Source organism: Helicobacter muridarum (assembly GCF_000765805.2).
Lineage (GTDB): Bacteria > Campylobacterota > Campylobacteria > Campylobacterales > Helicobacteraceae > Helicobacter_A > Helicobacter_A muridarum.
Map to the genome: position 1 here is coordinate 31,968 of NZ_JRPD02000001.1, position 20,639 is coordinate 52,606.

Annotated in this window: 20 protein-coding genes and 2 tRNA genes; 6 read left to right on the forward strand and 16 right to left on the reverse strand. The window is 33.2% G+C overall.

Annotated features, from left to right (window positions below; translation table 11 throughout):
- Positions 1 to 20: 20 nt before the first annotated feature.
- From LS73_RS09940 to LS73_RS00190, 9 genes are all read right to left on the reverse strand, one after another.
- The gene (locus tag LS73_RS09940; RefSeq protein ID WP_034559274.1) at positions 21 to 215 is read right to left on the reverse strand and encodes a hypothetical protein; all 195 of its coding nucleotides are present in this window, start codon (positions 213 to 215) and stop codon (positions 21 to 23) included.
- Positions 212 to 1,084: a hypothetical protein gene (locus LS73_RS00155; protein WP_034559275.1), complete on the reverse strand. Its 873-nt coding sequence runs from the start codon at positions 1,082 to 1,084 to the stop codon at positions 212 to 214. The genes LS73_RS09940 and LS73_RS00155 overlap by 4 nt, the downstream gene beginning before the upstream one ends.
- A 15-nt stretch (positions 1,085 to 1,099) precedes the next feature.
- A complete protein-coding gene (locus LS73_RS00160; protein WP_081955656.1) occupies positions 1,100 to 4,273 on the reverse strand; it encodes a hypothetical protein in 3,174 nt (1,057 codons plus the stop codon).
- Positions 4,274 to 4,283: 10 nt separating this feature from the next.
- The gene (locus LS73_RS00165) at positions 4,284 to 4,490 is read right to left on the reverse strand and encodes a hypothetical protein (protein ID WP_034559276.1); all 207 of its coding nucleotides are present in this window, start codon (positions 4,488 to 4,490) and stop codon (positions 4,284 to 4,286) included.
- A 44-nt stretch (positions 4,491 to 4,534) separates the two neighbouring features.
- Positions 4,535 to 4,837: a hypothetical protein gene (locus tag LS73_RS00170; protein ID WP_034559277.1), complete on the reverse strand. Its 303-nt coding sequence runs from the start codon at positions 4,835 to 4,837 to the stop codon at positions 4,535 to 4,537.
- 10 nt (positions 4,838 to 4,847) lie between these two features.
- Positions 4,848 to 5,498 (reverse strand): hypothetical protein, encoded by a 651-nt coding sequence (locus tag LS73_RS00175; protein ID WP_034559279.1) that lies wholly within the window; start codon positions 5,496 to 5,498, stop codon positions 4,848 to 4,850.
- A gap of 9 nt (positions 5,499 to 5,507) precedes the next feature.
- A complete protein-coding gene (locus LS73_RS00180; protein WP_034559281.1) occupies positions 5,508 to 5,948 on the reverse strand; it encodes a D-Ala-D-Ala carboxypeptidase family metallohydrolase in 441 nt (146 codons plus the stop codon).
- Positions 5,949 to 6,319: 371 nt separating this feature from the next.
- Positions 6,320 to 6,553 (reverse strand): hypothetical protein, encoded by a 234-nt coding sequence (locus LS73_RS00185; RefSeq protein ID WP_034559283.1) that lies wholly within the window; start codon positions 6,551 to 6,553, stop codon positions 6,320 to 6,322.
- Between the two features lie 570 nt (positions 6,554 to 7,123).
- Positions 7,124 to 8,521, reverse strand: coding sequence for an FAD-linked oxidase C-terminal domain-containing protein (locus LS73_RS00190; protein ID WP_034559286.1), 1,398 nt, complete (start codon positions 8,519 to 8,521; stop codon positions 7,124 to 7,126).
- A gap of 160 nt (positions 8,522 to 8,681) precedes the next feature.
- On the opposite strand from LS73_RS00190, the gene LS73_RS00195 reads away from it, so the two are divergent.
- The 4 genes from LS73_RS00195 (at position 8,682) to LS73_RS00210 (ending at position 13,547) form a co-directional block, all read left to right on the forward strand.
- Positions 8,682 to 9,977 (forward strand): RNA polymerase factor sigma-54, encoded by a 1,296-nt coding sequence (locus tag LS73_RS00195; protein ID WP_034559288.1) that lies wholly within the window; start codon positions 8,682 to 8,684, stop codon positions 9,975 to 9,977.
- Between the two features lie 129 nt (positions 9,978 to 10,106).
- The gene (locus tag LS73_RS00200) at positions 10,107 to 11,096 is read left to right on the forward strand and encodes a TatD family hydrolase (RefSeq protein WP_052089927.1); all 990 of its coding nucleotides are present in this window, start codon (positions 10,107 to 10,109) and stop codon (positions 11,094 to 11,096) included.
- Positions 11,097 to 11,201: 105 nt separating this feature from the next.
- Complete coding sequence (locus tag LS73_RS00205; RefSeq protein WP_052089929.1) at positions 11,202 to 13,271, forward strand: ATP-dependent helicase; 2,070 nt, start codon at positions 11,202 to 11,204, stop codon at positions 13,269 to 13,271.
- A 199-nt stretch (positions 13,272 to 13,470) separates the two neighbouring features.
- Positions 13,471 to 13,547 (forward strand) — tRNA-Ile (locus LS73_RS00210).
- Between the two features lie 40 nt (positions 13,548 to 13,587).
- On the opposite strand, the gene LS73_RS00215 is transcribed toward LS73_RS00210, so the two are convergent.
- The 3 genes from LS73_RS00215 to LS73_RS00225 form a co-directional block, all read right to left on the reverse strand.
- Positions 13,588 to 14,430, reverse strand: a complete 843-nt coding sequence (locus LS73_RS00215; RefSeq protein ID WP_034559289.1) for a DUF815 domain-containing protein — start codon at positions 14,428 to 14,430, stop codon at positions 13,588 to 13,590.
- A gap of 177 nt (positions 14,431 to 14,607) precedes the next feature.
- Positions 14,608 to 14,682 (reverse strand) — tRNA-Asn (locus LS73_RS00220).
- A 66-nt stretch (positions 14,683 to 14,748) separates the two neighbouring features.
- The gene (locus LS73_RS00225) at positions 14,749 to 15,861 is read right to left on the reverse strand and encodes a hypothetical protein (RefSeq protein WP_034559290.1); all 1,113 of its coding nucleotides are present in this window, start codon (positions 15,859 to 15,861) and stop codon (positions 14,749 to 14,751) included.
- A gap of 218 nt (positions 15,862 to 16,079) precedes the next feature.
- Between LS73_RS00225 and LS73_RS00230 the strand changes: the two genes are divergently transcribed.
- The gene (locus LS73_RS00230; RefSeq protein ID WP_034559291.1) at positions 16,080 to 16,502 is read left to right on the forward strand and encodes a hypothetical protein; all 423 of its coding nucleotides are present in this window, start codon (positions 16,080 to 16,082) and stop codon (positions 16,500 to 16,502) included.
- Positions 16,503 to 16,529: 27 nt separating this feature from the next.
- Here LS73_RS00230 and LS73_RS00235 read toward each other — a convergent pair whose 3' ends face one another.
- The 4 genes from LS73_RS00235 to LS73_RS00250 form a co-directional block, all read right to left on the reverse strand.
- Positions 16,530 to 17,207 carry a thiamine phosphate synthase gene (locus tag LS73_RS00235; protein WP_081955657.1) on the reverse strand — a complete coding sequence of 226 codons (678 nt, stop codon included), beginning with the start codon at positions 17,205 to 17,207 and terminating at the stop codon, positions 16,530 to 16,532.
- A complete protein-coding gene (locus tag LS73_RS00240) occupies positions 17,204 to 17,521 on the reverse strand; it encodes an AzlD domain-containing protein (RefSeq protein WP_052089933.1) in 318 nt (105 codons plus the stop codon). Before LS73_RS00240 ends, LS73_RS00235 begins: the two co-directional genes overlap by 4 nt.
- Positions 17,522 to 17,529: 8 nt before the next feature.
- Positions 17,530 to 18,153 carry a riboflavin synthase gene (locus tag LS73_RS00245; RefSeq protein WP_034559292.1) on the reverse strand — a complete coding sequence of 208 codons (624 nt, stop codon included), beginning with the start codon at positions 18,151 to 18,153 and terminating at the stop codon, positions 17,530 to 17,532.
- A 122-nt stretch (positions 18,154 to 18,275) separates the two neighbouring features.
- On the reverse strand, positions 18,276 to 19,445 hold the full coding sequence (locus LS73_RS00250) for a pyridoxal phosphate-dependent aminotransferase (RefSeq protein ID WP_052089934.1): 1,170 nt from the start codon (positions 19,443 to 19,445) through the stop codon (positions 18,276 to 18,278).
- A gap of 423 nt (positions 19,446 to 19,868) precedes the next feature.
- Between LS73_RS00250 and LS73_RS00255 the strand changes: the two genes are divergently transcribed.
- Complete coding sequence (locus LS73_RS00255) at positions 19,869 to 20,636, forward strand: 3-hydroxybutyrate dehydrogenase (RefSeq protein WP_034559294.1); 768 nt, start codon at positions 19,869 to 19,871, stop codon at positions 20,634 to 20,636.
- The last annotated feature ends 3 nt before the right edge of the window (positions 20,637 to 20,639 follow it).

Genomic DNA, 20,639 nt, shown 5'->3' on the forward strand with positions numbered 1-20,639 from the left:
AGTTTTCTTTGTTATAGATTTCATCTTGTCCCTTCTTTCATGCAAACATATCGCTTAAAGAATTCTAAGATTATGCAAATAACGCTAATGCGGAAGTCCTGCGAGTTGATTTTGCTTGTTTTCAAGCAAAAAGCGAAGGGAGTTACCTTATGTGGTAATGACCAAGCTTTGAGCGAAGAATCAAGCAAAAGCAGCCGCAAGACAAACGCATTCATATTAGTCCTTCAATTTCTATTGATACAATACTTCTCCCAACCTTTTCTAATAAAATCTCATGATTTTTCAAGAATCCAAAATTAATCAGATTTTCAAAATAATCAGCAATAACAAACACAATAGCTTCTCCTCTAAGCTCGCTAAGCAAAAAGCTTACTCTGTCCATATCTCTATCTTCAACTAGCACTTCAAAGGCATTCGTGCGCTTAAAATTGCCTCTTGTTAATTGCGTATAACCCCGCTCATCGCTCTCAACCTTGCTAAAATCAAGCATAGAGATTGAATTTTTTGCATAGAGTGTCATAGCTATATCGATTAACTCTCCACAGATAATAGAGCCTATTGCTATATCTCTTAGCCCATAAGCTCTTATTCTAAAGACTACATTGCGTGTGTATGTTGTGCGCTCATAGTAAATATTGCTTTTTTGCTTCCCCTTCCAATTTCCAAAGAAGTATTCACTCCAGCTAGCAATCATATTGCCATAAAGTTTAAATTCTTGTTGTTCTGTTATCTGATTATTTCTTATATCAATAACTTCAATAAGTAGCATTTTTGCTTGCAACCCCGCAATATAAATTGCATTAGCCCCCACGCATGCAAAGCTAATATCAATGCAGTCTTTATTGTAAGAGCTTGTATTTAAATAATAATCAAAGCATGCCCATTCATTGCTTGTGTCAATCCATTCCCAATATGCAGCATTGTTTAGATTTTGATTAATTACATCTACCTTTGCTTTGTATTTAGACTTAGAATTTACCACGATGTCGCCCTGTCTGTATTGCGCATTTTTATCAAATAATTGCGTGTCATCGCTTAAATTTGATTCTATAATAACAATTTCACCGCGCCTTAGAATTTTCATGTTTTTGCCCTTACTTTAATTAGCTTTGCCTAGCTCGTTCAAGCTTTCTTGATTGACGCGCAACATTTGCTTCAATGTGCTTAAAATCTGCACGCTTAATTTTTCTTGTGTGTTGTCTTTTTGCGTTTGTATTTCTTTTAACTCCTTTGTCTTTGCTAAAAATGGATCTATCATATTTAGCTTTTGCTTTTTCTCTCCTTTTAGAGCTTCTTCATATTTCTTTGTAGCCTCGCTGCTTGCCATCAAAGCCTCACCCAAAGCATTTATATTTGCTATTGTCTGCGGATCAAAGCCCTTTTTTATTGCTTCTTCTCTATATTGTAAATAATTATCTATATTCACATCAGTAGCACCTAGTGTATCCATAAGCCTATCTACTTGCTTTTTTGCTAGCTCACTTTGGAATCTTAAAGCCTCGCTTTCTTGCCCTTTAAACCTATACACCCAAGTTTTAAAATTATTGCCTGTGTTGATATAAGCATTTAGGCTTTCACTAAGAGCCTCGTTTACTTCCTTATCAATGCTTTTTGCATAATCCTGCCATATTTTGTATATCGCGCTTAAATTTGGATTTTCAATCTCTTTTTTGATAGTTTGGGTAACATCTTCATACAAGTCTGTTGAAAAGAATGTTTGCGTATAGGTTTTTGTTATGGTTTTTGGAATATCTAAAAAACTTGCTATTAGCTCCTTTGCCCCAACATTAGCAATGTCTGCATAGCTATTATATTTACCCGCATTTACACTTATTTCTTTAAATCCCGCACCCATATCTTGCAAGGCATACTCATACCCTCTTAATGTATCTTTAACTTGCCTTAGCGCGAATTCATCAGCATTACTGTAATTTGTATGAAAGCTTGTTTTTTTAGATAATCCCCACCAGCTAGTTTTAGTTGTCTTAAAGTCTTCATATTCTCTTGCTTGTATTTGAGATTTAGTAGCTCTTTTAGTTAGCTCTACTCCCTTTGCTATACTCTGTGTTTTCTTAGAGTTAAAAGAGCCTATAAGACTTCCAGCAATGCCTCCAATCACTCCTCCTATCATAGCCCCAGCAGGTCCAAAGGCAGCACCTAAGGCAGTGCCTCCAAGACTTCCTACTTGGCTATATTTCTGCGTCCTTTTAGCATTTTGCTCATTACTAGTAAAGCTACCTACAATGCCCCCACTAGTTTGCCCTAGGCTAAATCCCGCAAGTGAAGCTCCTAGCATTTCGCTAATTTGCCCACCTATGCCACTACTATTAAAAAGCTTATCTAAAAAGCCACCTTCGCCTGTGAGTTTTTCTAGCATAGAGCCAAAAGACTTTTGCATAGATTCCATAACTTTAGAATTCATAAACGCGTTACTTAAGGCATCGCTAAAGCCTTGTGTAATGCTATTTTGCGCCTGTTTAAACATTGTTTCAAAAACATTTAAACCTTCATTATTCATCAATCCTTGCAGTGCATTGCTAAGATTTTGAGTAAGATTTGAAGTTATTTGACTTGCATATTGATTATATTCTTTAATATCCTTCATTCGTTTTTCATGCAATGCCAATTCTGCAGCATACATAGCATTTGCTTGAGATATTTCTATCTCGCCACTTTTTAGCTTTTCGTTAATTTCAAAGTTTAAGTTTGTAATAGTCCTATCAAATCTTAGCTTCTCGCTCTCTAGCTCTTTTGATTTGGAATCTTTCATTAGGGCAACGTTGCGCTCTCTTAGTCTATACTCAAAGTCCCAATAAGCTTTTAGCTTGTCTTCTTCGCTTTTACCCTTTTCTTGTTTTAACTCTTGAGGAGATTGCTTTTGCTTTAAGCCTACTAAAGTAGCCTTTTTTATATTATCACTAGCCTTTTGCTCTATTTTCTCTTGATTTTTAATCCATACATCTGTAATCTCTTGTAAGCCATCTTTAAAGCTCTCTCTCACATTATCTATATTGTCCATCATAGCGTTAGTTAGCTCTTCATCTTGCTTTGCAAGCGCATTTAACTTTGCTTTAGCCTCATTATCACGTCCAAATGATAGGGCTAGACTTATTGCATGATATGCTTTCATGGCTTGATTTATAAGCAATTTAAAGCCATTGATAGCAGCTTTAATAGAATCTACTATGATTTTTATAGTTGTACTTGTAGCTATGCTTATGCTCTGAAAAGTCTTGAATAAAATAGTAAATGTATCTAACTCTTTGTTGCTTTCTCTAAAGCAAGAGGCAAGCCATTTAATAGCCTCACTTAGATTGTCCCATATAAAGCTAGCTAGGTTTTTTAATGACTCTACAACTCTGCTAATATGCTCTATCAGAAAGTTAAAAACAAGAGATATTCTATCTTGCACACTGCTTAGCGTATCTGCAAAGCCTATGATAGATTTTTTTATAGCCTCAAAATAAGGGCTTAAGGCACTGCGCTTTATATCTTCAAATGCAGAGTTAAGCCTACCCATAGCCACAGAATAGCTAAGGCTCTGCGCTTTTACACTCTCTTGCAATGGACTAAGCTTTTCTAGCATTAACTCATACAGTTTGCCCTCATTTTTTGCCTTTTGCATAGATTCTGTGGAGAGCCCAAGAGATTTAGCAAATCTACCAAAGTCAGTTGCTGTATCAATAGCCCCACTTCCTAATGTATCAAGCGTTACCTTAAGACTAGATACATCAGCACCGCTAACTTGAGCAGCTACTGCTATTGCTTCCATAACTTCTTTTGCTTGCTCTAGGCTCATGCTAGCCCCAGCAGTGCTATAGAAGGTTTTGAACATATCAGACATGTCATTTAGACTATATCCAAGCTTTAGCCCCACTTCTTTTAAGTCATTTAGGGTTTCTTTGCTTTTTTCTAAAGATAGATTCCATTTTTCCTGTATATCTAGCATATTGCCCATAGAATCTACATTTGCATGATTTATAGAGATTAGGGAGGCTAAGGAGTTGCTTAGGTTTTCATATTGAGAATTTAATTCTATGCTTTGCTTTATTGGTTCGCTCAATATATCCTTTATTGCATTAAAGCCCTGCATAGCTAAGCCAATCCCAGCAAAAGAAGCTCCAAGCTTAACAATGGAGCTATTAAAAGATTGGCTAGCTTTTGTATTTGATTCTATATTGCTTTTGCTTTTATCTAATTCTGTGTTTGCAAGCTCTAGCTTGGATTTGGACACATTGAAATTAATATCAACTGCTACATTTGAGTTTGTCATATAGGGACCTTTAATACATTCTTAAAGCTATCATTTCCTTGCATATGCTTAACACCTCAATGCTATCAAGTCTATGTTTTTTACAATAATCCCTTATCACAGCATAATCAACGCATTCAATAACACTAGCTGCCCCTATTTTAAAATCAAGCGCAAGATTAAAGCAGTAAGCAATTAAAATCTCTTCGCTATCATCTAGTTCTATGGGCAAAGGCACGCTACCTCCTCTAGCTATGAAGGCGCTTTCCTTTGCCCAGCGAATTAGTTTTTTCTTTTAGCCTCTTTTATTTTCCTAAATTGCTCGCTCATAGTTACATAAAAACTATCAATGCTGCCATGCTCTAATAAGTCTTGTATAAAATCCTCTTTTCTCTGCCCACTTAAATTCTCTCTTAGCTGCTTTAGCGTTATATCAATATTAGAATCTAGCTCTTTTGCCTTTGTTAGCTCTTGTAATTGTCTAGTATTTGTCTCAAAAAGTGTTAATGTAACACTCTCTCCATTGCTTAACTCTGCGCTAAAATCAATACTTGCGCGCTCTACTTTAAATACTAAATTTGCCATTTTTTCTCCTTTACACTGTTGCGTTCTCTTGTGCTTGTTCTACTTGTGTCTCTTGGGTTTGTGTTGGGCTCAAGTCATCTTTTTGCTCTGTGAAACTTTGTTCGATATAGTGAGTATAATATCCCTCTTGCGTTTTATTCGCGCTTCCCTCAAAGCTCATTGTTGCAAATTCCTCACTCATCAAAGGCAAATCCCCGCCCATTTTGATATTTGCTTCATGGATTATCGCAATCACTCTTTTGCCTGAAATAGGTTTGCTCTCAAATATTAACTTTGCTTTTAAAAGTGGATTACTCCCTGCGTCTATTTTTATAAAAGTGTAATCACCATTTGCTAATTCTCCATTTGGCAATATTTCTCCATCTAGTATTGTTACCTTCTCTACTCTTGAGCCAAGGGCTGACGCTAGATTCATAGGAGAGAAGCTATTGCAAGTGATTTTCATCGTGTAGTTTTCCTCTGTAACTACCTCCGCAATCTTTTGCTTTAAGCCCCCGCTTCGTGTAAAAGCAATAGCACTCTGCGTGTCTCTTGTGAGTGTTACTTCTGTTGCACCCATATCATATTTTTCACTAGAAAGGCTGCCGTCTTTCAAATATGGCTGAATATATAAAGTGCCGCCTGCAAGATACAAGTTATCTTTTTGTGCATTATTTATCATAAAATATCCTTATGCTAGATTTAATGTGTTTTTCAATTCTGCTAGATAGATTTCGCCTGCCTTATTATAGCTCCAGCGTGCCTTATAACCGCGCGTATCCAAATGCACAAAGCCTCTAAACTCATCTTGCGTATTTATAGAAATTGCGATTCCAAAAGGTTTATCGTTATATGTTTTCAGCACATATTCAAATACTTTTTTAGTTGGGACATTATCAATCACAAAATCCACAGCGTCCCCTTGTGTATGTCTTGATCTTGGTGCTCCACCTACTTTTTTATTATGTTCAGCACAGCGATAAGCTGATCTTATTCTTAAAGGTTTATTAAAATGCTCTCTAATTTCAACAAGCGCATCAATTAGAGAATCGCTAGGCATGCCATGCGGTAATTCGCATTTACCGCATTTACATTTAAATTCATGTAGTTTAAAATATTTGTTTACTCTCATTTAGATTCTATAATGCAATCACATTGCGATTTGCCCTGTTATTGCGACTTATCTTTCCATTCTTAAGCTTTCGCAAGAAAGCGAAGAAACTTAAAATATATAATCCCAAACAAGTGCTAAAGAGATGTTTTATTTCATTCAATATGACAAAGGAGGTGGGTAAGAGATTCTTCGCTTTGCTCAGAATGACTTTGAGTAGAAAGCTTAAAAATGACGCAAGGAGTGAGATTCTTCAGCTAAAGCCTTAAGAATGACAAAGAGAAGAATATAAAATCTAATCTCAAATATTTAATTTTTAAAGAATATATAATCCGCATAGCTTATTTTTCGACTATTTTATAACCATATAATGCAAAATATTGCTTACTCCACTATATTTTCATCAAAATTTTTATTTGCATAGCGGCTATATGCTCTAAAGCACCACTTCCGTAACACAAGCTCTCAAAGCCTTCTATATCATTTTTCAAACTAATCCCACATAATATTTGGTAGTATAAAAGCCCATTATACTTGCCTTGTCTGTTTGCTCTCCCAGTGCGATATTGTGCGGGATAATCACATCTTACAGGAATTGAGCTCAATGTTTCTACATAAATTCTCATCAGTTTCCTTTAATAGCCCAAAGGCATAGACTTTTTGCCTTTCGCACAAGGGTATAATAAAGAGTATTATTGCCAATATTTGAGCCTATATCTAAATATTAGCTTTATATTTAAAGTATTTATCTGCTTGCTGTATGATGTGAATATCAAAAAAATCATCATTTCTTACTATATGGGTTTGAGTATAATCGATTAAAATATTGTGTAGATACATATCTTTGGATTGTTTTTGTCCCCACCCTTATCCTTGAAAGCTCCGTGTTAATTATAGTTTCAATTAAAGCTAGTCTTCGCTCTAGATATCTATTTGATACGCTTCTAACTTTTCTCCTTACTCCTTTAAAACCATTGACAAAATGCCTCAAACATCATTTTTCCTTTTAATACAAATGCTTCAAAAGCGCATACTATCAAAATATACTAAAAAAGCTTCTTTGAGTCCTGATACTATGCGGAATTCAATAAAACTATATTTAGTTAATAGAATCTAGATTTTATGCAATTTTAAACAGAACCTTGATAATTATAATCCTAAGTTTCAAATCATAATAGATTCTATAAATATAGAATCTACAATGCCATTTTGCCCGGATTTAGAATGTTATTTGGGTCAAAAGCCTTTTTTATTTGACGAAAAAGATTCATTTCAGAATCATTAAAGGCTAGATTCATAAATGGTGCTTTTGCTAGCCCAATGCCATGCTCACCGCTCAAAGTCCCCTCTAAATTAACTGCAATCTTAAAAATCTCTGTGATTGCTTCATGTCCTTTCTCTAAATCCTTTAAATCCTCAACCATTACATTTGTATGTACATTGCCGTCGCCTGTATGTCCAAAACATGGAATCTTAAAGCCATATTTCTTGCTCACTTCATCAATTTGTGCTAATAACTCTGGTAATTTTGCGCGTGGCACTGTTATATCTTCATTTAATTTCTTTTTGCCATAAATACTAATGCTTTGACTTACATTTCGCCTTGCAAACCATAAATCTTCTCCTTCTTTAGAATCCTTAGCCACTCTAAACTCAACGCAACCATTTTCTTTAAACTTAGATTCTATTAATTTTAATTGATACTCTATATCCTCTTGAAGATTCCCATCTACTTCAGTAATCAAAATTGCTCCTGCTTCCATAGGTAGCCCTTTGTGGAATTTTTGCTCAACTGCGCGAATAGATAAATTGTCCAAAAACTCCATAGCAACAGGTGTTACGCCACTAGCCATAGTTTTATAAACTGCATTCATTGCATTTTCTATTGTGTCAAAGATTCCCATAGCAGAGCGTTTATGTTTTGGTTTTGCAATTAACTTTAGAGTAATCTCGCTAATTACTGCTAAAGTCCCCTCGCTTGCTATTAAAATACCTGCTATGTTGTATCCTGCTACATCTTTGATTGTCTTTTTTCCTGCGCGAATAATATCTCCATTAGGTAAAACAGCACGGATAGCCATTACATAATCTTTTGTGATTCCATATTTTGCTGCTCGCATACCGCCTGCATTTTCGCTGACATTTCCACCTATTGTGCTTTGATTCTCACTTGCTGGGTCTGGCGGATAAAATAATCCATGAGATTCTACGAAGTTTTGTAAGTCTTTGTTGATTACGCCGGGTTGAACGCGCACTATTAGATTTTTTTCATCAAGTTCTAAGATTTTGTTCATATATTTTTCTAATGCTAGAACGATGCCACCTTTAGCCACAATGCTGCCACCTGTAAAGCCACTTCCAGCACCTCTTGGGACAATTGGTATTTTATTGGTGTTACAGTATTTTAAAATATCGCTAATATCTTGCTCATTGCGTGGGAAAAGCACTATATCAGGCTCTCGCTCCTCTCTTGTTGCATCATAGCTATATGCTAATTTGTGCATAGTATCGCTTTTAGTGTTTTCTTTACCAATTAGATTTTCAAAAAATGTTATGTGTTTTGATATATCGCATATGTTTAATTGATTGCTCATTGTTTTTCCTTGAATTATGTTCTTGCCATGCAAATTATGTTAAGAGAATAATGTTAGCAAAATTTTAAATGTCTATAAATTTAGATACCAAAAGTATGTTATGAATTGCTAGATATTTTGCTACAATATAGAGTAAACTTCAGCGAGGACGCGGTGCATAATGGCGAAATTAAGACAAAATATTGCTGTTAAATCAAAGCTTTCTTCTACACTTAAGAGCTGGTTACCGATATTGCAAAGTCCTATTAATGAGCTAGAAGAAACACTTAACAAGATTAGCCAGGATAATCCATACATAGAGATAGAATCTGCTTTTTCTACAAGTTTGCAAGGTCTGTATCAATCCAAATCTCCAAAAAGAATCACACAGCAAACAAAAAACTCTATTGGAGATACTATAGAGTTACTTACAATCTATGAAAAAAGCCTCATAGAAATATTGCAAGAACAAATTAATCCACCATTATTTCCTACGATAAGAAGCCAAAAAATAGCTCTAGCAATTGTTGATAATCTTGATAGTGAAGGATTTTTTGATTGCGATATGAGTGTTGTATTGGCGGATTTAGCTAACGGCGGTGTTATATGTGATGAGAATGAGTTTCAAAAAGTCAGGCAGAGATTTTGCCATTTAGAACCTAGTGGGGTTGGAGCTAAAGATCTACTTGAATGCTTGATTTTTCAACTAGATGCAAGTGAGTTAGAGGGCATAGACTATGATATAGGTTTGCAAATAGTAAAAAATCTTGAAAACCACTCTAAGTTTAAGAAATATAGTAATTATGAAAAAGTGATGAAGGTGATTAGGGATTTTGCTAGAATCCCAAGCCTTGATTTTAAAGAAGATTCTAATGCAGTTATTGCAGATATTATCATAACGCAAGAAGATGGCAATATAGAATTAAAGCTAAATGATTCTTATTATCCTGGCGTGTTGATTGAAAAGCCTTATAAGAAAAATGTTCAAGAGGATAGCTTTTTTAAAAGCAAGTTAAAAGAGGCTAGGGATCTGGTTGACGCGCTTGATATGCGCAAGGCTACCATAAAAAAAATAGGGCTAATGATTGTAGAATATCAGTATGATTTTTTCATGGGAGGGGAGATTAAACCTATGAAATTAAAGGACTTAGCTGACGAGTTTGGGCATTCTCCTAGCACTATCTCACGTGCCATTGCTAATAAATTCCTAGAATGTGATAGGGGTGTATTTCCTATTAAGAGTTTCTTTACTACTGCCATTGATGGCGATACCTCTAATGCTAGTGTTAAAGATTTCCTAAACGAACTTATAAAAAATGAGGATAGGAAGAAGCCACTATCTGATATAAAGATTTTAGAGTTAATCGAAAAGAGATTCGCCTTAAAGATGGTGCGTAGAACAGTTACAAAGTATCGTAAACAGCTTGGTATACTAGGCTCTAGTCAGAGAAAGCGATTATATGAGATAAGCATATAATACATTGCGATTCATTTCAGTGTAAGTTAGATTTGAAGGCTAGTAAGTATGCCTTTTAAATTTCTTATAGGTTTTACATTACAAACAAAATCAATTTAAGATAGATTCCGAGTATTGCAAAGGATTATCATGAGTTCTATGATTGACACACACATACATTTGGATTTTGAGGATTTTAGTGATGATTTAGATAAAGTCATAGAACAATCGCAAGATGTAAATGTAAGCCATTTTGTAATACCAGGTGCATCACTTGAAACACTGCAAAATGCAATCTCTATATCTAATTCTTATCCACAGGTGTTTATGGGTATTGGCATTCATCCATACAATACAAATGAGATGATACTCTTGGATAGAATAGATAAGTTATCTCATTTGTTATTGCTATTTAATATTGATGATGATATTGGAAAATCTATAGAATGCTTTGTAGATTCGTTATTAGAATCTTGGGAACAAGTCCATGATATTTTAGATACAAGCAAAGAGATTTGGATACAAGATTGCCTTAGACAATTTGAAAATGTTTTATTATTACCAAAGTGTATAGCAATAGGTGAGTGTGGGCTAGATTTCTTTCGCCTAGAATCAAAGCAAATAGCCGCGCAGGTTTTAATACAAGTATTATGTCTATTTAAGCAAATTATATTTGCCTTGCAAAATAATTTACCGCTTATATTGCATGTTAGGGATAGTAAAGAGCATTTTTCAGCAAGTCTTTGCATGTTAAAGATTTTAAGATTCTGTAAGTATAAATTAGAACCTATATATAATGTGAAACTTAGAGGGGTATTTCATTGCTACAATGCTAATAGACAGCTTTTAGAGATGAGTGATAGTTTTTATTATGGTATTGGCGGAATCATAACATTCAAGAATGCAAAAGAGCTTGTAGAGATTTTACCAAATATTCCAGTGAATAGAATTTTACTTGAGACAGATGCTCCATATCTAGCACCAGTGCCACATCGTGGCAAGCGCAATGAATCGAAATTTCTAACTATAATATCAGAAAAGATAAGCGAGATTATATGCACTTCATCAGAACAGCTAAGAAACATTACAACAATCAATGCAAAGAGATTATTTTTTGAAATTGCTAGCCATTCCATATAAATTCAGCAATAAGAGCTTAATTATTCTTATTAGTCTAGTAGGGCAAAGACTAAAGTTTCCATTGCTATAGTAATTATAATTCCTTTACATAAGGTTAAGTTAGATATGAATCTAAACGAAGAACAGCAACTAGCATGCAATGCGCCTCTTGGTTATAATTTAGTCATTGCATCTGCTGGTACAGGTAAAACCTCAACAATAGTTGGACGTATAGCTCATTTACTGCGACAAGATATTAAACCAGAGCAAATTTTATTACTTACCTTTACCAATAAAGCTTCTAGTGAAATGATTACTAGAGTAGCAAAAATGTTTGGAGAAGGAATAGCAAATAAAATAGAGTCAGGAACATTTCACAGCGTAGCATATCGCTATCTAAAGGCTCATAGGAGCGTATCTCTAAAACAACCAAGAGAGCTTATGATATTATTCAAGAGCATCTATGATAGGCACTTATTTGATAAAGATAAAATGCCATATTCATACCAATATCTCTATCAGTCCTATGGGCTTTTTCATAATAGTGTAATTAATGGTAGCTATCGTGATTGGTTGGAGAGGAAAAATGAAGACCAATTAAGATTTGTGGATATTTATGAGGATATTTTTGATGAATTTAATAGGTTAAAAATGGAGTATGGATATGTTGATTACAATGATTTACTTATTTTATATCGTGAAGAGTTAAAGCAATTAGCAAGTATTAATTCTACACCTTATATCGAAGTTCTTTGTGATGAATATCAAGATACAAACCCGTTGCAAGATTCACTAATTAGGGCAATTAATCCAAAAAGTTTGTTTTGTGTCGGAGACTATGATCAGAGTATTTACGCATTTAATGGAGCTGATATTAGCATTATCACAAATTTTACTAAGAATTATCCTAACTCCAGAGTCTTTTCGCTAAGCAAGAATTATAGATCTACAGAGCATATATTAAATCTTGCAAATAAAGTCATTGCAAATAATCCTAGGATATATCCCAAGACTCTAAAGATAGTCAAAAAGGGGGGATCACATGCGCCTGCGTTATTGAAATATAATGATCTATTTGCCCAATATAGTGGGATTGCAAAACAGATTCAAAAACTGCATAAATATAGTGGAATTCCATATGAGAGTATGGCTATTATATATCGCAATAATTCAAGTGCTGATGGTATTCAAGCCGCGCTTAGGACGCTAAATATTAATAGCAAGCGAAAAGGAAGTACTAGTTTCTTTGATAGCAAGGAGATAGAGTTTTTGCTCTGTCTATGCAGCATTCTTGCAAATAAAAATGACATGATGAGCTACATTCATATTATAAGCCATGCAAAGGGAATTGGAAATTCTATTGCAAAAGATATATTTGAGGCTCTTATGCTAGTTGGCGCGGGAGATTGTAAAATTGGACTTCTTTCTCCTAATAAGAATATAGAATGTTATTTTTCTAGAGCGAATAATACTGGTATAGGGCTTTTTGATGAGTTCTTTCGCAAAGAGGAGCGAAGTAGATTTGATTCTGTGCTACATGATGATTTTAAATCTCATCCAATTCTTGAGCATCCAAAAATCACGCAAGAAGCAGCGATTTTTCTAAATGACTTCTTTATCGTATATAAGCAAAATCATGATGAGCAAAATCCTACAATATTGCTTGAGAATCTATGCAATTGCTCGCTATATAAAAACTATTTGAATTATTTGAGTAGAGATAGAGCAAAGGGCAAAGATGGTAAACTTGATTTAACTCTATTGGAGTCTGTGAAAAAGAGGATTGATTCTAAAATAGCAATTTTGCAAGATATTTCTAGGAATTATAAGGATTTACTAGGATTCTTAAATGCTATGGTATTGGGCAGTAATGAATTAGCAGAAGGATCTGGAGTAAATTTGCTTAGTGTGCATGCTAGCAAGGGGCTAGAGTTCTCATGTGTGTTTTTAGTTGATTTAATGGATGGTAGATTCCCTAATCGTAAGTTAGCATCTAAGAGCGGCAGTATAGAGGAAGAGCGGCGACTTTTTTATGTAGCTTGCACACGTGCTAAAGAACTTTTGTATCTCTCGTTTGCTATGCAAAATACAAGGGAGCAAAAGGAATATATACCATCTATATTTCTATTTGAGGCTGATTTACTAAAAGAGGAAGATTATGATGTTACTAAAATTTGCGATATGAAGAGGACTTGATTGAAGTTATGCTAGAGATTCATATTAATATCAATTGAAATTGATATTAATATGAATCTTGTAAATCTCCAATTCATAAATAATAAATAAGCTTTCATTATGGCAGTTAAAAACTTCTTTAAAATATAGTCTTATATGCACTTATTTGCAATTTTTTAGTATAATTCATCTTCTCATTATTTATTAATACAGAGCTTATGGATCTTTAGCTCAGTTGGTTAGAGCACTCGGCTCATAACCGAGTGGTCGTAGGTTCAAGTCCTACAAGATCCACCACTTCTTACTTCAATAAATCATATAAATATATATAAAGAATTTAATTTAATATGTTGGTTTTATATAGATTCCAAAAATCATGTGCACTTCTTGGACTTTTATTGCCTATTTGCGTAGCGAAATTGATAGCATCTTGTTTTATTTGATGAAATATCTTATTAGATGTTTCTTCTAGATTCTCCATATCATGATCTTGGCAGCTTTTTGTTATTATGGATTCTAAGATTGAGAGATATTCTTTTGTGCCAATAGGATAGAAACCAATATTTAATGGAAACCTATCAGCAAGGGATAATGTTTCTTGAGTATATTCATAATCTTGCTTGGATTTTTCATCTTCTTTCATAATACGTCTTAAATTTGATGTAGCATATATAATTACATTTGTAGGTTTTTTCTCAAATGATCCTTCAAGACAACTCTTTAGACTGCGGTATGAGTAGTCATCAGGAAAAAATGCCATATCATCACAAAACACAATAAATCGATAATCAGCAAACCCACGCAAGTAATCTATTATAATTGGGAATATATCGATGTCTTTACTCTCGACTTCAAGCACACGTAAATTAGTTTTCTGGTTATAGATATATTTGCCTAAAACAGCTTTGACCACTGAGCTTTTTCCACAGCCTCTAGCACCCCATAATAGAGCATTGCTAGCATATTTATTGTTTAGGAATGATAGAGTATTTGAATCTAATTTTGCAATTTCTTCTTCTAACCCTATTAGTGAACTTGGTTGTATAATATCTAAATCTTTTTCATTGATGCAATGCAAATAGCAAGTTTCTCTAGTTCTTCTTAATACTGCTATCTTGACTGCGTTCCAATTCACCTTTGTGCTCCAATCGCTATTAAAAAGTTCATTTGCATACTTCATATTATTTCCTTGTGTTAAAGTTATAAATCTTAGTGTATAAAAGCTAAAAATGATTGCAATATTATATGTTATGATTAGTTTAAAATAATGACAAGAGTAAATAGCATCATCTTAAGGATAATGCTCAAATGATTTGATTATATTTTAAATTTAATAGATAAAAGGAGGAAAATGAAGTGGCTCCGGATGCAGGATTCGAACCTGCGACCAAGTGGTTAACAGCCACCTACTCTACCGCTGAGCTAATCCGGAATATTCATAAGCCATAATTATAAAGAAAAATTCATTTACAATCAAGACAATTATATATTTCACATTCTATTTTTTTTCTTCTGGTGCTTTAGTTAAAAGCTTTGCTATTTTACTGAAATCCATACTTAGAGCAAAATTTTCTTGAAATCCCAAGAAGTGATAAAACCTATCTGTTGTGGTAAAGATTTGTCCAAGTGTTGAATGTCTATCTTTTCGCATTAAATTTTCCTTAAAATACTTTTCAATCTCTCTTAATTCGTTATCAAAATCGTCTGTTCCGGGGAATCTCTGTCCATTAGCAAGCACTAAACGTATTTTATTGCATTGTGCTTCTTTTGCTTTTAATAAATATAATGATTCTATCCATGTAGTGCTACTAGGCTCAATGGACAATAATTTTATATCATGTTTCATAAGCTCAAGTCGCCAATTTGTATTTTCCTCGATTCTTGCTACGATATTTTCTTTTTGATATTCCTTATTAAACTTACTTATTTCATCTTGTATGATTTTTAACGTAGTATCAATACTTTTGCGCTTTGCCTTATACTTCTGTTCTAAACTATTATCATTTGGATCTAGCACGGCTTTTGATAGTCCTACATATAGACCACAATTTACGTCTCTACAGAAGTCTAAATAACGATATATACTTTGTAGAATATCATCTGTATGAGTGTTCCAATCAGGTAGATAAAATGCAATAGGAAGCTCGGTTTTTACTGGATTTTTCTTGTATGAGGCAACAATATGACGTAAATATACATAGCGATAGGAATCTATCATTTGATAGATAGTGTGCTCTTCTAATGGGAAAATCTTGCTATACCATTGTGGTTCAACTTTTACTACCCTTTTTTCCCATTCTACAGGATTTTTAATAAATGGCCTATTGTGCCTACTTGGACCCGCAACGGAATCTCCCATCTCAATAAATGGTATATTAGGTTCCGTTTTAAGATGACGATAATGCCCATTAAAAGACATAATAAAATCTGGAGTGCTTGAACAAAAATGCGATAGAAGTTTGCTAAGCGGAAATTTTGGATTAGCAAGAATATGCGGCTCAATCTCTGCAAAATCATATTCGATTTTACCAGTTTTTGATAGATACTCTAAAAATATCTTCGCGAAAGGGCTTGTATCCGCAGCAGAAAGACATAGCAGTTTTGTTATCATACTCTTTTTCCCCAAATAATTTTTGTAAAGTAAATAGTTTAGTATAAATGCCTATCGTAGTATTATAGCCTTTTTTTAATATTTTTACAAAGTTATTTGCCTCCCCTTTTTTTATTTGCAGAATCTATAATGAAAAATGTAAGCAGTAGAATGCAATAAAATATCTTAATTTATACTACAATTACGAGCGCGTAATATTTAAGTCTAGGGGTTTATCTATGGTATTAGACAAAAACAAACATTCAGATTTTTATGTTGATTTGCCTATGGTTTTTTCTGTGGTAAAAGTTGATGAGTTAGTAGCAAGTGCAAATGAATTCTATGGAACAAATATTATCTTGCCACATAGTGGAGGTAATTTTGATGAAAAGCGTACTTTTTATATCTATAAATTTACTATGACTAAACTTGATAATGAAGAAATGCAGTTGAAAAGCAATGCTAGTGGATTTGAAACTACTTTAGTTAAGATTGGTGTATTTGCTAGTTTCTTAGAAGTTATGAACTCCATTAATACTGTAACAATCTTTTCTAGCATTAAAGAAGCTGATATATTTCTAAAAGCAATATTAAAAGTATATGATGATAAAACAAAATCCGTATTTATTTGTGCAGATTCTGAAATAGATGGTCTAGAGTGAAACGTAAATATTTATCTTGCTTATCATTTAATTTTGTAAAAAATATCCAATACTTGCAAATCCAGCTATTTTACATTGTTGTATTAATAGCACTTTTTTATCTGTAGTGATTCCGCCAAGGGCTATGATTCTTGATTTGAGTCTTGAATCCAGCTCGCCAAAAATTTTAATTCCTAATGCCTTGTTGCCATTTTTTTCATAAAAAATAGGACTAATAGTTGCGAAATCAGCACCAAGTTTAATTGACATTTTTACATTATCTATACTATGCGCACTGTAAATGAGTGGTGTGAGATTTTCATTTGTCTTATTGCTCTTTGTAAGCAAAGGCAGAACTTTTTCTATTAATGGCATATCTGCATCTTTTAGGTGAATACCTGCAGACATTCCATTATCTTGCATTATATGTAATATATCTAGTTTCGCATGGGATAAATTTATAGTAGCCACTATATTTAGTGTTTCACATATTGATAAAAATGTGCGAATCAAATTCCATTCTTTACTGCTAAGAATTTGCTTTGCGTTATAAGAGTTGTTATAACGCAAGCAGGCAAATTTTAGTTTTATAGATGTTGCAAAACCTATATTTAATTTAGCAATTTTATTATTTGCATATATTATTTTTTGTTTAAAGTAAGATAGGTTACTATCGCTAAGATCTCCATAATAATCTTTTGATGTGATGAGATAGGCAAACATCATATATTGCTTTGCAATATTACTACAAATGTTGTGCCACCTATGATACTTAGCAAAATATTCTTAAATATTTTATGTATTATAATAGTGAATATGATTCCAACGATATTGCAAATGTCTGTTTTATCTAACTTTGGGGTGTGCAAAATGATATTGTTACAAGAATATATAAATATCATGGCAATAAGGCTTGCAGGCATAATCATTCCCAAATTTGAAACTATATTCGGAACTTTTTTATAAAAAACCAAGAATGGCGCAAACCTAGTAAAAGCTGTAATAGCAGCTATGATTGTAATATATGCAATTATATCCATTGTATTCCTTAATATCCTAGTGCTATACTATCAAGAAGCTCTTGCGTGTTAATATTATCTTTGCTACAAATATATCGTTGCATAAGTGCAAATAACGATCGCACGATAATATCTGTTTCTATATTAACTCTCCTATTTACCTGATATGAATGAAATAATGTTGTTTTCATTGTATGTGGAATTATGACTAGTTCAAAATAATTATTGAATACAGCATTAACTGTAAGGCTTATTCCGTCAATACATACGCTACCTTTATTTACCATTAGTTTTAACGATTTGGGTTCTACTTGAATATGAAATAAGGTTTGATTCCCTACCTTGTCCTTTTTTATGATTGTCCCTATGGAATCAACATGTCCTTGAACTATATGCCCATGTAATCCGTCATTAAATTTTAATGCAGGCTCAATATGCACAAATCCAGATAGATTTTCTATAGCAATGCTTTTTGCCGTTTCTATGCTAAGCTCTACACAGAAACAATCTTTTTGAGTTTTAATAACTGTTAGACATGCTCCATTTACTGATATGCTATCCCCAATTTTTGGATATAAGGTGGATTTTAAACATAGCATATTATTGTTGTAATCAATAACTTGACCAAATTGTCTAACGAGTCCACTAAACATTGTTAATCCAACCGATTTATTGCGTTTATTACAATAAAATTTGTCCAACTTTGCAAAAGAAAATTAAGTAATAATTCAAGCTATATATTCTTGCTATTAAAATTGTGAAGCTTGTGGATTAGCTATACTAGTCTTTTCTTTCTAAAGTCTTTTAGGACTTTGGTGTAATATTGCATTTGATCTGGAGTTCCTAATGTAACCCGACAGAAGTTTTCATATCTATCAAATTTCCTTCCAACAATGATGTTTTGAAGTTCCATATTATTAGCAAAATCATCAAACTGACCATTAATTTCATGGAATATAAAGTTACCATGTGATGGTGCATATCTTAGATTCAAAGAATCAAGAACCTTTGTAACAATCTGCCTTGATTTGATATTTGAATTCAAACAATATTGCCTAAAGCCAAAGTCCTTAATAGCGGCACTAGCAGCCACAGCACCCAATGCATTAATACCTACAATTTCTAAAAACTCATCAATTCTACGTTTCAACTCTGGAGTAGTTATAATGTATCCTACACGTAAACCTGCAAGACCAAATATCTTAGATAATGAGCGCACCACGATGACATTTTTTGCTCCGCCTTTCAAAATATCTATTCCGCTTGTGAACATATTGCTTACAACGTATTCTGCATAAGCTTCATCGATTAGAAAAACAGTTGTATTTTTAGCTGTGCGAATCCAAGAATGCAGATCATTAGCGTTAATTATATTTGATGTTGGATTGTTTGGATTGCATAAATATACAAGAGACATACCATCAAATTCTCTCTCATTTTTTTTCATACCATCAATATCTATTTCAAAGTCTGCGTCAAGATTATATTTTACAATTTCAATGTCTAAAGGTTTTGCATATTCTTCGACAAATTCAAATGTTGGATTAGGAATTATAATACGTAGTGGCAACCCTTGCTCTTGTGCCATTCTATTTGCAGTATAAATTGAGGATTGGATTCCAGCAGATGCACCATTTGTGAGGCATAATTTATCTGTTTTAATCTGATGAAAATCAGCAATGTCGTTTAACAATTTGTCTGTCAGTTTCTCAGGGTATAATGAAATATTATTTATATTATTTTCAATAGCTTTCTTAGCTAATTGTGAACACCCATAAGCATTCTCGTTGTAGTTTAGCATTAAAGGATTATTTTTTGTTGGTTTAGATTGAGAGGTTGCAGCATTCATTGGTGATAAAGCTCCACCTAAAGCAACAACACCACCAATAAGTGTTCCAATCTTTAGAATATCTCTTCTATTTATCGAATCTTGCACATTTTCCATGAACCTAACTCCTTAATTTATTATCAAAATCTTGCGGCTATATTTGGACTGAATCCTACAACAATTTTATCATAAATGCAACATGAAATAATAAAAATTCGGTGAATATGTAATGCCTATACCTTAAGTGTAACTTTACTTGCTTTCCATAATAATAATTGACTACATTTTGACTAGATTTAAATTCTTAAATATTGGAGTTTTTTAGGAATGCTATTAAAAAATCAAATTATTGAATCTGTTTTTAATTATTTAACACTTGCTATTAATTAGCAAATAATAATTACAAGTTTTTGTAAGTTATTTAATGTTACAAAAATTTGTAATTATGTAAAAACTAAACCTAAAATGTTATTTTGTTTTAATTATATAAGCTTAAATTAGCTTATAATTTACTAATATTGTAATTTTAAGGATTTTTGAATGAGTAAAGTTGTAATCATTACTGGTAGTGCGAGCGGTATTGGTCTGGAGATAGCAAAGGCTTTTTTAGATTCTAATTACAAAGTTGTTTTTTCAGACATTAATGCTAGGGCTTTAGATGGTGTTGTAAAACAATACAATAAATCTAATAATTGCATGGGCGTTGTATGTGATGTTAGCAATGAAGAGCAAGTAAAAGAGCTTGTTTCTAAAACTCATGAGAGTTACAAACGGATTGATGTTTTTATTAATAATGCTGGTTTACAGTATGTAGCAAATATAGAGGATTTTCCTACAAATAAGTTTGAAACTATGATTAAAATCATGCTAGTTGGTGCGTTTATGTCTACAAAATATGTCTTGCCAATCATGAAAAAGCAACAATTTGGGCGCATTATAAATATGTCCTCTATCAATGGCTTAATAGGATTTGCTAGTAAAGCTGCATATAATAGTGCAAAACATGGACTTATAGGGCTTACAAAAGTTACTGCGCTAGAATGTGCAAAGCATGGGATAACCGCAAATGCAATCTGTCCGGGATATATTGATACGCCTTTAGTTAGAGGGCAAATGCAAGATTTAGCAAATAATAGAGGTGTTAGTTTGGAGCAGGTCTTAGATGAGGTTTTATTCCCACTTATCCCACAAAAAAAGCTTATTGATATTAAAGATGTAGCAGAATTAGCGTTATTTATTGCTTCAGATTCTGCAAAGCATATAACAGGACAATCATTAGTAATTGATGCTGGTTATACAGCACAATAGCTT